Below are 13,368 nucleotides of genomic sequence, written 5' to 3' on the forward strand. Positions count from 1 at the left end.
CTTAACGAATCCCTGAAACGTGAAGACCTATTTTTCCGATCTGCGACTTATCTCTTCAGCTATTACCGTAGCTGTACGATTACTTTCGGTATTCGTTATTCTAGGTTTGTATGAACTCAGTATTTACATTCTTCCTAAGGAAATAGAATTCGTTAGTGAGATTGCAGTCTTAACCTGTTTGGTCTTTGGAGTTTTCGGGATATTACCTATCCAAGAAAAAATTTCCGGATTCTTAAAGTCTACATTCGTTTCAGAATATTTAAGCGACGATCCCGGTTCTTCCAGGCTCGCTCACAGAAGATTCGACTCGGAAGGATTGATCAAAAACGTATTTCCTGAATTAGTAAGATTAACCAATAGTAATTTCGGAAAATTAGCGATCTTAAAGAACGACCTGGTCCATTACGAATTATATACATACGCTCATAAAAAACAAAGAAAGGTAAACACATTCGAGGGAATTAACCCTAGAGCGGCACTTCTCACTTATATATTGAACAAAAGATCCGGAGCTATGATCGGTGAACCGGACCAAAACAAAATTATCAACGAAGACTTCGTAAGTTTAAGAGCGAATTTCATTCTTCCATTCGTGTTCAGAGAAAAACTTTTTGGATTTTTAGCGGTTTCTAATATTCCAAAAGACAATGTAAGACATGAACTTGGCTTTTTAGCCGGAAAATGTGCATTAGCGGTCCATAATCAGATTTTATCTTCTCAAATTGCGGAAAATAAAAAGTACAGAAAAGAATTGGAGAATGCAGGCAAGATCCGCAAGTTTTTAGAATCTCCGGAACCTCCTATGGTTGGAGATATTAAAATAGATCTATTGTCCAGAGAACCCGGAGAACTTCTGGAATTCTTCCAAAGTCCTTCCGGAGATTTTTATTTCGTATTCTTACGTTTAAGTGTAACCAATGCGGTTTCCGTTTTAGCTCTTTGTTATATATTAGGAACCTTATATTCTTCCAGATTGAACGGAGAGTCAAAGAATGTTCTTCAGATCAAATCATTGGTAGAAGATAATTTAAAAGAGATTTCTTGGACGGAAAGGTATGACCTCGCAGCAGGAATGGTAGAGAAAGAAACAGGCAAAATCTCTCTTCGATTCGTAGGAAAAAAATTCAAATTATTCGATGCATCTAAACCGGATAGGAATTTGGCGTCTATCGGCTGGGAGAATATAGAAACTCCAGGCAAAGATGCACTCTTCTTAACTTGGAATGACCGTAATATAATTTCATTCCAACATTTGGGGATACAGCCGTGAGAAATATTCTGATCGTATTTCTTTCAGTAATCCTATTCAGTTTGATCCTGTTCTCGGGATTATTGAACTCTTATTCTAAAGAAGCGAGACTTCCTTTTTATTTTTATCCAAATGGAAAGATCGCAGTTTCAGACGGATCGCATACGGATCTAGTCGGAATGAGGATAGACTTGATCGAATACGAGATAGTCCGACTAGGAATAGATTACGGATCATCAGGGCACTCATTTCATTTTTTTGCAAAAGAAGGAAGTATAGTAAAAAGTCTTTCTTTAGATATGAGATCCTCCTTCGAAGTATTGAAGGATTTTCTACCGGATATATTCCTATCTTTATTATATTTCTTAGTAGCGATCTGGTTTTTCTTTTATACGAGAGACTTATATATCTTCCTATTATTCGGATCTCTATCCTCCTTATTCTTATTTAACTTCTTCTTATTAGCGTTCCACGATTTTCTATTTCCATTTTTCTTCTTCTTATACTTCACAGGATTTTTGATCTTAGATGTTTCTTTTAGATTAAGAGGAAAAGAAATACCATCCAGATGGTTTGCTCCTCAGGTAATTTTCTCCTTAGTAGCGGGATTTGTAGGCCTTTCTCAAAAAGGAAATCCGGATCTGTTCCAATTCTTATCCGTGAACGGAATGTACTTCAACGTATTCTCTGCAGGGATCTGTATCCTGCAGTTGGTATTTCACACATTTAGGAATAAAGGGACTTTTCAGGAGGTTTTTAAGAAGTTAAGTATCGTTCTAGCATTCTTCTTAATTACGATCGTTCCGTTCTTAATGGCGGAATTCGGATCCACTAAAAGTTTTTTCATCATCCGTCCTTATCTGATGGCGGCTTTGATTTTGTTCCCTGTTTTGATCGTATTCGGAACTTACACTTACTCTTTAGTTCCGGTCCAGATCGCTTTTAGTTCTTCCTTAACTTCTATATATTCTATTTTAATTCTGACCTTCGGATATTTATTCGGTCTGGAATTTTTTGTAAGATGGAATCCAGGGTTTTTAGGAAAACACCAAAGAGAATGGAATTTATTCTATGTGGTGGCCGCCGCTTACTTTTTAGGTTCATTGAACAATAAATTGTATAAGTGGATAGATTATTGGAGTTTTAGAAATAATCCGAAACTTCACACCGCATTAGAAGAATTATCGGTAATGATCGGCGCTCCGATCTCTATGAGAGCCACGATCAATAGTTTGATCCGAAGACTAGTGGATGCTTTGGAAGTAAAAAAGCTCCAGATATTGATCCCAGCGGATAAATTTTCAGGAACAGACCTTAGAAATCTAAACTTCATTCGAATTCCTTACGGATCCGAGATCTGGACCTATTTCGAAGATCATACCGAGGTTACGATTACTTCTCACCTTGCGTATGGATTAGGGATTAGAGAGTCTGTGTTTAAATTTTTAAATCAGATGGAAGTCCAACTAGCGTATCCTTTATTCAATTTTGAAAAAGGAAAAGAGGTAATCGCAGTATTTTTAGTCGGAGAGAAGATCAATCGTAAGAATTTTACACTAGGTGAGCTTAGATTTTTAAAAGAATGTACTAGATTAGCATCTTTACTCATCCGAAACTACTCTCTACTAGTTGATGAAGTAGAGAAAAAAAGGATCGTTAGAGACCTGAATATGGCAGCGGTCTTGGATAAAACTCTTCATTTACCCGAGTTAGAGACCATAAAATCGGTTCAAGTAGGCTATTTTACTCTTCCTGCAGTGGGAATTTCAGGAGATTATCTAGATATACTCAAACTTTCTCCTAAAAAGCAGTTATTATTCTTAGGAGATGTATCCGGACATGGACTTGGGTCAGGTTATCTAGTTTCTGCGGTAAGAGGAATTATTCGCCGTCAATTGGGCAATTCTTCTTCTCTTCCTGATATTTTTAGAGCGATTAACTTGTTTTTGATCGAGAGATATAGAGGAAGTGAGTTCATGACTTCCATCGCAGGTATATATAACGCTAGCGACGGAGCGTTTTCATTCGTAAATGCAGGTCATACACCTCCGATTTGTATTCGAAAAGGTGGAAGAATAGAACTTAGAAACGAAACTCAAAGAGTTTTAGGTGTTCTACCAACGGATTATAGAATCTTAACTATTCATTTAAACCCGGGTGATAAATTAGTTTTGTTCACAGACGGAGTGACTGAAACGTTCGATGATAACGAAGAAATCTTCGGAGAAGAGAATCTTTTACGAATATTATCCTTAAATCACGATAAAGATGCTCAATCACTAGCTGATCTAATCAAAAAAACACTAGAAGAGTTTAGAAATTACAAAGAACCTAGCGATGATATCTCTTTTGTTTGTCTAGAAGTCTCCGAATAAGTATCACTTAGTGTGAAATCAACTTCTTAAAATTTTTTTCCTAAAATTAATTAAAATACTTTACAATGAAAAGTAAATTGCTTAATTATGTCACTATCCAAGAGCTTTCTTGATCTCTCATATTATATGAAGGGCAATAAAGTTCTAATACATGGAGGACGTCAATGGTTGCAAAAAAGAAAGCAGTCAAGAAAGCAGCTAAGAAAAAAGTAGCTAAGAAAAAAGCTGCTAAGAAGAAAGTTGCGAAAAAGAAATAACTAACTTCAACAACATCTCTTCCGTACTTGATACGGAAGAAATGAAGCTTAAAACCCGCTTCTTTGAGGCGGGTTTTTTCTTTTATAGCCCTTCTTTATTAGTATTTTCCGATTTTCTAACGGATTCTGTTGTAAAAATACAACACTTTAGGTTTGATCTCTTAAAGATTTAGAGATTTCATCACGTCTTTCATCTCATCTCTGAAATCCGGCAGTGTATTTCCGTAATTTTTAATTAGTTTAGCCTCTCCTTCTTCTGAAATTTCGAATAATCTATACTCTTTTTCAGTTTTAGGAGAGTTCTCTAGCTTAAAAAACTTAATAGCATGCTTGCTATAGCGGTTATAAGCGGTGAATTTATGATAATAGAAGCCTTCTTTCTTAGCATTAACGGGGTAAGGAAGGTAATACTCGGCTCCTAATACTAGAATATTCGGAGTAACCACTGCCATTCTAGTCCAAGTAGCGAGATTTAAGGGATAATTCTCTTCTAGATAAGACTTTTTATGGTTCTTTTCCCAAACGTTTAGGATCTTTTTGCGGCTTTCATCCGCTTGTTTATATCTTTCTAGACCGTTCAAACAGATTTCCATTAAAGATAGAAGCTGTAATGACTCGGAATTAGATGATTGAAGTTCCTTTTGTACTAGTTTTTTAGCGGAGATGAAGTCCTGAGAGTATATATTCTCCCAAATTTTTTCGATATTCGCTGCAGAAGTCTTATCTTGAGCGTTTAAACTTAGATTTAAAAAGCTAAACGCTGAGAATAAGCCTAGAATAATTAGAGATCGTTTAAAGATAAAGGTCTTCATTCCAAAAACTGTCCGATCAGATCGTAGATTGTCTCTCCGGATTATGGATCCACTTGGATTGAGTGGAATCTAATAAGGAAAAGAACTCTTCTGCGCCTTTTTCTTCTATAAAAACTCTTTCTTCCTCTGAAACAGGGATCATAGCCAGAAATTTGATCGGATTTCCTCTTTCTGACTTCAGATCGGTCAATTCAGGGAAACCTTCTTCTTTTCCGATCTCTCTGATAACAAGTGAGCTAAAACTTAAGTACAAAGCTTCCGGATCTCTTCTACTCATTGCGATAGAATGTCCATGTCCGAACCATTTACCAATGACCCAAGGATAACGAATGATCTCTCCGATTTGATGCGGGACCCAACTTTCGGATCTATCCTCGTCTGAAACTTTCACTGCGCAAACTAACTCTATTCTCGCGTAGTTTTCGTAATCCTTTCTGTACAATTCTACAGAAGGAAGATTTTGTGCGCTCATTCCTACTGTAGAATATATATAAACACCGGGCATATTCTTAGGAGCGAATCTTACGATGCCTAGTTGTGGATATTTTCCACCGTCAGCGGACCAATACTTATCATGTTTACCGAATACATATTCTAGATAAGCGAGTCTGGACTCTTGTATATTCTTCCAAATCCCTTTGGTAGATCTATATTCCCAAAAATTTCTGTCTTGGTTGATACGATCAGGAATTACTCCGTATTCAGTGTTACCTAATGGATACGCAGTGATCGTATCCATTTTTGCAAATTTAGAATATCCGTGAAATCCTTTGATACCGGACCAAGGAGGAAGATATGCGATCAGTTCTTCTTTATAAAATAAAGAGACTCCGTTTCCTTCTTCAGACCAAATGAAATGGATCTCTTTGGGATCGAACTCAGGCAGGCCTTTAGGATCTGTAACTTCTTCTTCCGTTAAGAATGGTGCGAGGCCTGATCTTAGATCTTGATCCGTTCTTGTTTTAGGCGCATCGATCCGATTACATACCCAAACCGATTTGATCGCGAAGTCAGGGCTTTCTTCCGCTTGTAGATAAAGATAAACGGTTCTTCCGTCGTCCTCTAAGTATGCGGTTAAGGATCCGTAAGGATTTGCTTCTTGGTATAAAATATTAGGTTCGGCAGTTTGGTTCATTTAATGGGAATGTCCACGATCCTGGAATTAAATTCGTCCAGACGGTGCTGGATCTTCTTCTCCATATCCTTTTCAAAAAGAATATCAGGAAAATAGGCGCTGGCGTTTAGAAGTCCTGTTAACTCCACCTGATTCCATCTTTGGTAAGTCCTTAAACTGTCCCAAACCAGAATGGGAATACGCTCCCCTTCTTTTTTACATTTAACGAAGGTATCTATCGCTTTGATAGGTGTGAGTAATTTGTTCTTCATAGAAGTTGAAATCCGCCCAAGGCCATTATCCCTGGTATCCGGAAGGATTCAAGCCGGTTCCAACATTAACGAGGCGAGAAAAACGAAGGCCGGGGCATCCTTTCGCCCGGCGCTTGGACCGTAGGTTAACGGTGAAGGAAGTTACGTAAAGGTTCTACAAAAACCTTTTCTCTGGTCTTTCTTTCCTTATATTGTTCGAAAAGAATCAAGAAAAGGGCTGTTGCTAAAAACATCGTTTCCATATTAATTTCGACGGACATAAATAAGGAATCCCACCTCGTTCGAGCGGGGTTTTTGGAAAAAAATTTCAGTCCAAATCGGAAATCTATCCCTGGAGGCAGGGTAGAATATGTTCAGGATAACGCTTCTTTTGCAGCGTTCTTTAGTTGTTTGATCAGTCTTGCTCTAAGCTTGTCCGGAATTTTAGCGGAGATCTCTAAGGTCTGAACGAATATCTCGGCGGCCAAATCCACCATTTCGCTCATTTTAACGTCGTTATCTCTAGGGATACGCACGTTTTTTGCCCCCGTAGAAGAGGATTTTGCCCGTTTAACTACCTTCTTTTTAGGCGAGGGTTTCTTTTTCTTTTTTTGGACCATTGTTAATGAGTACTTCGGGTCCGTACCTTATCTTCTCCCGATTCGTATTCTACTCGGATTTTATTCCTTTTCTAAAAAAATTCCGAGTACTCTGTAGCTGTCTACGTGATCCATAGAGAGGCTTTTACTTCCTGGTCTGTCTGAAATAGGTCTTTCTGTGGAGATTAAAACTTCTTCTCCCCTTTGCCATTTACCTTCCGTTTCGGAGACATAGAAAAATTTGGAATATTTACGTAAGTCTAAACATTCTTCCACCGTTTCCCAATGCGCGGAAAGGGAACGGGCCGCTTCAATATGTTTGGAATCAGGCACTAAGATCCTTTCTTTCCCAAGGAAGGTCCTAACTTCTCCAGTTCGAATGTTCTCCGCAGTGATAAACAAGAATATCGTCCCTTACACAAAGATCAAATCATGGAAACGGTTCTCGCATTTTCTTTTCAGATATCCGGTTTTTTCCGGGGCTAGTCATCCTCAAGTATTAGACTGAAATTTTGACTGCCTTGTTTTCAGAACATTTAGATCCGAAGCCGCTTTCACTTTCCGAGAAAAAATCTGACGGAATGGAATCGGAACGTACTTCAAGTTCGGAAATTTTTTTCCAAAAACAAAGTAAAAGTTTTTCTTCTTAAAACAATTCTAATCAATTTATTTTCAGATTTCTGCGAAGAATATTAGAAAAAATCTATTTAGTTTTGCAAGACGAACGATCGGTTTATAAAAGTACAGCCTTCCATCTTCGGCCTTCTTTTTCTATTTTTACCCGAGTTCTGTCGTATTGCAATTCATCCCCGGACTTACGGATCGTCCCATCCTTCTCATGGATGTTTGCAAGAACGAAACGATTTTCTGCCAACTTGATCAGAGCCAAAGAATATGGAGGCTTCCAAGAGAATCCAGGATTCATGTTAACGGTTGTAGAAGACCAGACGACACCTTCTTCGCCAATATCCGCACCCGGTTTGTTTAAAGTGAGAGGAGAAAGTTCCGGAGTTCTGGATTTTCTATCGCTTGAAGGACGTTCCGATGAGAATAACGCAATCGAATTGATACTATCTATTCCACCATTCCCTCCCAAGAGTGATATCTTAGGAGAATGTGCCGGAACGTTTCCTATATTTGCTGCCTGAGCATATAGCCCGTATTGGACAGCGATATCTACGAGCCCTGTAGCAGCAGAGATGGACATTGCAGCTTGGTAATTGAGTATCCCGCCCATTTGATTGATAGGTATCCGTTTTCCATTAGAAAGTTTTAATGAAGAAGTTTTGAGAGCGCTAACTACGTCTTTTTTGCTCAATTTAAAATATTGAGCGGATTGTTGGATTACCTGCCCGGGAAAACAATCGTAGATCCAAGCGTAGTCCACTTCCTCTCTTTGGTAACCTGATTGAGCAAAAAGTTTTTCTGCAGAATTCCTAGAAGGAGAATCGAACCCACCTTTCAAAATGAAATATTCACTATGAGCCGTGTGAGAAGCTCCTACTAAATGTAAAGGTTTAAGATCTTTTTTGATCCAGCCTTTTGATTTCCATTCTTCCGCTTTTTTTTCGGATACTAAGATAGTAGCGAATCCATGATCAGTTACAATTGCGATCATTGGAGTCGGATAAGGATCGGAAATAGGACGAGACATTTGTTTTTCCGTGATCTCTTGTCCATAATAGAATGCTCTTGGATTTCCGATCGCATTGGATCTGAATTTTTGAGTGATCTCTTTCAGATCATCCAAGCTGATCCCATCTTCGAACATCATCCTTTTCATCATGAGTCCGTACATTGCGATTAGAGTAGCACCGTTATCCAATTCGAATTCAGGATGACATACTGTTTCGTTTACCATCTTTAGATCGGATATTTGACGAAATGCCGATTTAGGAATATCTGCGGCTGCAACTAACACTACCGCATCCGGATTATCTACTAAGATGGTCCTTGCTTGTCCGATTGCTCCGGTAACGCTCGCGCCTCCCAAGTCTATCACATGAGCTTTCATCCCGGTGTATCCGAGTTCATTCGCGATACGAACCGTATGACCATAGCCTCCTTTTCCTAGAGAGGCTGCTTCTATACTTACAAAGTCGGTGATCTCGGAAGATAATGTTTCATTCTTCATTCCAAGAAAATCCAAAAGAGTACTTACGGATTTTTTATAGTGTTGAAAAACTTTTTGAGACCCGCTCCACGATTTATATTCTTCTTCCGAAAAATCTTTGGTAGTACTGTCGGCGACTCCTAATAGAACGGGAAAACTCATGTATAACTCCTGAAAATCCTAAGCTTGGGCAGAAGGAGGTAGAACTTTACATTCTCCCTTGCCGATTATTTCTTTTTTTTGATTGGTCCACTCTATATTCATGGAGACTGCTTTCAGTCTTTGGATCTTCTCTTTCACAGTGACTGTGCAAGTGATCGTATCTCCAGGATACACAGGTTTGCGGAACTTTGTTAATGTTTCTAAAGCGACTGTTCCTAACCCGGGAAGTTTCATCCCGAGTACAGGAGCTAATAAAGAAGCAGCAAGCCCGCCGTGAGCGATCCTTGTTCCGAACGCAGTGGTCTTTGCATATTCTTCGTCCACATGCAGAGGATTAAAATCTCCGCTGATCCCTGCGAACAGATAGATATCCGTTTCGGTAATCGTTTTTGTGAAGCTGCCCTTATCCCCTATTTGTATTTCGTCGTAAGTTTTTCCTCTTTCGTACATTCCGATTTCCTTATTCTTTTTTGTGGATTAAGCGAGTTGTGCGCCTAAGACCCCGTTTTTCAGGAACTCTACACAATCAGCCACTTCTTTTTCCACAGAAGGAAGTTCGGAAAAAAGTCTCATCAGGTTTTTAGTTTTTTCCGCATCCAGTTCTTTTAAGAAATGTACACTTTTGAAAAATCTACAACCGGCGTAGAAGGTAAGTATTTTTAGATCTCTTAGTCTATCTTCCGATTTGTATTCCGAAGTAGAATTTGCAGTGTCCCAGAATCCCAACTGAACCGTGGTGACGAATACTGCAAGATCGGCAAATCCGAATTCTAAAGCTTGTTTTTTCTTTCTATCAGAATGCTCTCCTGCCGCTTTGAGTAATTCTTTTGCCGCAGTTAATACTTTTTCTTCCGGAGAACCTGCTAGGATCTTTTCTGCCTTAGCTCTGATCTCTTCCGGTTGGGATTGTTGTAATACATCCATCAACTTTTCAAAACCTTTATAGGTAGAAGATATGATACTTTTTTGAACTTCTGTAGTTCCTCCACCGATTGTACCGAGTCTTACGTCTCTGTATTGGCGGCTTACATGACATTCTCTCATATAACCCATTCCGCCATGGATCTGAACTGCATCGCTTGCTAACTCTTCTGCGGTTTCGGTAACAAAAACTTTTAATGCGGAACTTTCGAATGGAAGGCTTGCAGTCGGATCTTGATCCTTCTTATTCGCTACGAAATAGATCAATCTTCTGGAAGCACAAAGATATGCCCAGTTACGTGCGATCTTCTCCTGTACTCCGAAGAAGGATAAGATCGGTTTTCCGAATTGGTGACGCTTCCAAGCGTAATCCAAACAAAGCTCTAATCCGAATTCCATTCCGCCCGGAACTGCAGCGACTAGAACCGTTCTTTCCCATTCTAATGTTCCTTTTCCGATACGAACAAAACCGGAATTTAGAGGTCCTAAAAGATTTTCGTCAGGCACGAACATATCTTGGAAGGAAAGTTCTGCAGTCATGGAAGTATTATGACCTAACTTCTTAAGAACTTTACTTACATGAAAACCTTTCATATGAGATTCAACTATGAATGCGGAAACTCCCATCGGTCCTCTGGACTTGGTGGTTCTTGCCATTACGATGAACACTTGTCCGTTCGGTCCGTTGGTGATGAATAATTTGCTTCCGTTTAGAATGAAACCTCCATCCACTTTGGTAGCGAATGTGTTCATCGCTGCAGCGTCCGAACCTGAATCAGGCTCGGTCAATGCAAGACCTGCGATCCATTCTCCTGACGCAAGTTTAGGAAGGTATTTTTTCTTTTGGGCATCCGTTCCTTGGAAAAGAATCGGAAGAGTCCCGATGATCATATGAGCTCCCCAAGAAAGTCCGAATCCTCCATCGAGGGAGCCTGCGTTAAACGCTTCTTGAGCAATACAACATTGAAGGCAAGTCCCGCCTTGGCCTCCGAATTCTTCCGGAACAGGAATGCCTAGTAGGCCCATATTTCCCATTTCCTTCCAGATACCGTCTCCCCATTCACCGTGTTCGTCTCTATCTTCTACGGAAGGTAATACTTTTTCTTTAGCAAAGTCCTTTACGGTTTCGTAAAACTCCAGATCGGAGGATGTTAAATACGGATTTAAAAACATGTTCTTTCTCCCAATCCGATCCTAATTTTTAGTTAGATCGGAAACTTCTTTTTTAAAACTTTCTAATATTTCGTTTCTTTTTATCTTTAAGGTCCTGGTCATTTCCTTGTCCGGATCAAACGGTCTTGGAATGACATAGAACGCATTTTGAGGAATTAGCTCGAAAGCTTTGAATCCCGTCTTACGGGATATTCGATCCGAAACTTCCTTCTTAAAGATCTCTCTAATTTTAGGATGAGAATTCCAAACATTTGAATCCTCAGGTATATCCGGGAATTCAGCCTTCAATCTTTCGAAATCCGGAACGATCAAAACTACCAAATGTTTTGCCTCATGACCCGTTACCATCACTTGGTTCACATAAGGAGAATTTAAAAGTTGGTCCTCTATAGGGACCGGCTCCACATTCTCCCCTCCGGCAAGCACTATAGTATCTTTAGCTCTTCCTGCAAATACCAATTCTCCTCTATAATTGAAACGCATGATATCCCCGGTATCAAAGAAACCGTTCTTATCAAAGACCACATCGTTCAATTCAGGACGTTTATAATATCCCATAAGAACCTGTTTGGATTTTACCCAAAGACTTCCTTTTCCACCTTGAGAAACTAAATTGCCATGCTCATCTTTCAGAATACATTCATATCCTTGGATCGGAGTTCCTACAGTTCCAGGAGAAGGCTGCTTAGGCTTACGAATGGAAAGTACAGCGGAAGTTTCGGTCATTCCATATCCTTCCAACACGATCAATCCTATAGAAGATAAAAATTTATCCACTACCGAAGGGAGTGCACTTCCCGCAGAAACCGAAACCCTCAACTTTCCACCTAAAGCATTATGAATAGGTTTAAATACCAAAAGTGCAAGCAACTTGAAAGGTGATAACAGAATTAGAAAGACCAATGCGGATAATTTGGAGAAGGCCCCAACGATAAAATTAGGCTTTTGGATCCTGAAATCGTAACCGAACAAAACTCCTTTTTGAAGCGCCCAAAGATTACCTATCTTCAAACAGAAATTGAATATTCCCCGCTTCAAACCGGATTCCTTGGAGACCTTATTTATAATTCCATTATATAAGGATTCCCAGATCCTTGGAACGGAAGGGAATAATGTAGGTTGGAATTCCTTCAAATCCTCTTTCAAGTTGCTGATATTGGAAACCAAGAACCCGGCACCTAACTCTAAAATACAATATTCGATCGCTCTTTCAAAAGCATGCCAAGGAGGAAGAAGACTAACGCCCGAATCTTCGGAAGTCAACTGAACAAATCCGATCACTTTTTCCACGGCAGAGATCCAGCCTGTTTGGTTGAGCATCACTCCTTTAGGGGCGCCGGTGGTTCCGGATGTATAGATCAAAGTAGCAAGTTCGTTCGGAGATTTTTCCTGAAGTCTTTTGCGAACAATACCTGGATCTTTGGAAAGATAAACTTTTCCTTTTTCGATCAGACCATGGATCGTATCTGCTCCCGGTTTTAGATCTCCTATATCGTCTTCGATCACGAAAACTTTTTTCAAACTCGGGAGTTTAGGACCTAAGTTGACTAATCTTTGTTTATCTTTCTCTTTTTGGACGATTGCGTATTTACTTTCGGAATGATTAACAATATATAATATATCTTCGTCTACCACATCCGTTCCTCTCGGAACGGAGACTGCGCCGGCGGAGATGATCGCAATATCACCTATGATCCAGTTCTGGCTGGAATCACAAAGGTATAAGATCTTATCATCTTTTTTGACCCCTTCTTCGATCAGACCTGCAATTAAAGAATCAGTTAAGGATTTGATCTCGGAATATTTTCTTCCTTTAATTCCATCTTTAGTCCTGCGGGAAAAACTTTCCTTATTCGGAAATTTAGATGCCGTTCTTTCCAGCATGTCATAAAAATATTTTTGATCCGTTTCCAAAGTTCCCCCTAAGAACACTTATAAACTATGATTTTTTGCTTCCGGCGGAAACTCTACGTTGAAGGACCTATGCTTCAATCGATTTTTATTCAGATCAAAAAAACTGAAATATGTTGAACGATTGTTCACATATTATACGGCTGTTATTCAAATTTTTTGCTTAACTACGTTCGTTTCAAAACGAGTTAAACAATCTTTGCATAAACAGTCTTCATACATTTCTCTTATATTCTTGAGGGCGTCTTGATCTAAACGAATATCGAAACACCAACAAGTTCCTTGGTCCACTCCGCATTCTAAAATGCCGGAACATTGAGGGCATTTTTTTTGGGTCATAGTTCTATACTAATGAAAGTGTAGAATTTTCAATCCTTTAGCGATAGGAATATAAAAAGAGAGAAGGTGATAAAACTATACGCGACGTATAA

12 protein-coding genes are annotated in these 13,368 nt (G+C 39.3%); 2 read left to right on the top strand and 10 right to left on the bottom strand.

The window, feature by feature from the left end:
* Positions 1–19: 19 nt before the first annotated feature.
* Together EHR06_RS14990 and EHR06_RS14995 are read left to right on the top strand one after the other, a co-directional pair.
* A complete protein-coding gene (locus tag EHR06_RS14990; RefSeq protein WP_135757741.1) occupies positions 20–1,270 on the top strand; it encodes a hypothetical protein in 1,251 nt (416 codons plus the stop codon).
* Positions 1,267–3,624 carry a PP2C family protein-serine/threonine phosphatase gene (locus tag EHR06_RS14995; RefSeq protein WP_135757742.1) on the top strand — a complete coding sequence of 786 codons (2,358 nt, stop codon included), beginning with the start codon at positions 1,267–1,269 and terminating at the stop codon, positions 3,622–3,624. The genes EHR06_RS14990 and EHR06_RS14995 overlap by 4 nt, the downstream gene beginning before the upstream one ends.
* Positions 3,625–4,042: 418 nt before the next feature.
* On the opposite strand, the gene EHR06_RS15000 is transcribed toward EHR06_RS14995, so the two are convergent.
* The 10 genes from EHR06_RS15000 to EHR06_RS19435 all read right to left on the bottom strand — a co-directional run bounded on the left by EHR06_RS15000 (position 4,043) and on the right by EHR06_RS19435 (position 13,276).
* Positions 4,043–4,693, bottom strand: a complete 651-nt coding sequence (locus EHR06_RS15000; protein ID WP_135757743.1) for a hypothetical protein — start codon at positions 4,691–4,693, stop codon at positions 4,043–4,045.
* Positions 4,694–4,709: 16 nt separating this feature from the next.
* Positions 4,710–5,828: a suppressor of fused domain protein gene (locus tag EHR06_RS15005; RefSeq protein ID WP_135757744.1), complete on the bottom strand. Its 1,119-nt coding sequence runs from the start codon at positions 5,826–5,828 to the stop codon at positions 4,710–4,712.
* Entirely contained in the window at positions 5,825–6,079 is a 255-nt protein-coding gene (locus tag EHR06_RS15010; protein ID WP_135757745.1) for a hypothetical protein, read from the bottom strand. Before EHR06_RS15010 ends, EHR06_RS15005 begins: the two co-directional genes overlap by 4 nt.
* Before the next feature lie 353 nt (positions 6,080–6,432).
* Entirely contained in the window at positions 6,433–6,594 is a 162-nt protein-coding gene (locus tag EHR06_RS15015; RefSeq protein WP_244288618.1) for a hypothetical protein, read from the bottom strand.
* Positions 6,595–6,738: 144 nt separating this feature from the next.
* The gene (locus EHR06_RS15020; RefSeq protein WP_135757747.1) at positions 6,739–7,059 is read right to left on the bottom strand and encodes a hypothetical protein; all 321 of its coding nucleotides are present in this window, start codon (positions 7,057–7,059) and stop codon (positions 6,739–6,741) included.
* Between the two features lie 331 nt (positions 7,060–7,390).
* Positions 7,391–8,932 carry a thiolase C-terminal domain-containing protein gene (locus EHR06_RS15025; protein WP_135757748.1) on the bottom strand — a complete coding sequence of 514 codons (1,542 nt, stop codon included), beginning with the start codon at positions 8,930–8,932 and terminating at the stop codon, positions 7,391–7,393.
* Between the two features lie 18 nt (positions 8,933–8,950).
* The gene (locus EHR06_RS15030; protein ID WP_135757749.1) at positions 8,951–9,382 is read right to left on the bottom strand and encodes a MaoC family dehydratase; all 432 of its coding nucleotides are present in this window, start codon (positions 9,380–9,382) and stop codon (positions 8,951–8,953) included.
* A gap of 27 nt (positions 9,383–9,409) precedes the next feature.
* Entirely contained in the window at positions 9,410–11,026 is a 1,617-nt protein-coding gene (locus EHR06_RS15035; protein ID WP_135757750.1) for an acyl-CoA dehydrogenase family protein, read from the bottom strand.
* 21 nt (positions 11,027–11,047) lie between these two features.
* The gene (locus EHR06_RS15040; protein WP_135757751.1) at positions 11,048–12,940 is read right to left on the bottom strand and encodes an AMP-dependent synthetase/ligase; all 1,893 of its coding nucleotides are present in this window, start codon (positions 12,938–12,940) and stop codon (positions 11,048–11,050) included.
* A 147-nt stretch (positions 12,941–13,087) separates the two neighbouring features.
* Complete coding sequence (locus tag EHR06_RS19435) at positions 13,088–13,276, bottom strand: cysteine-rich CWC family protein (protein WP_135757752.1); 189 nt, start codon at positions 13,274–13,276, stop codon at positions 13,088–13,090.
* Positions 13,277–13,368: the final 92 nt, after the last annotated feature.

Source organism: Leptospira dzoumogneensis, assembly GCF_004770895.1.
In the GTDB taxonomy this organism is placed as follows: domain Bacteria; phylum Spirochaetota; class Leptospiria; order Leptospirales; family Leptospiraceae; genus Leptospira_B; species Leptospira_B dzoumogneensis.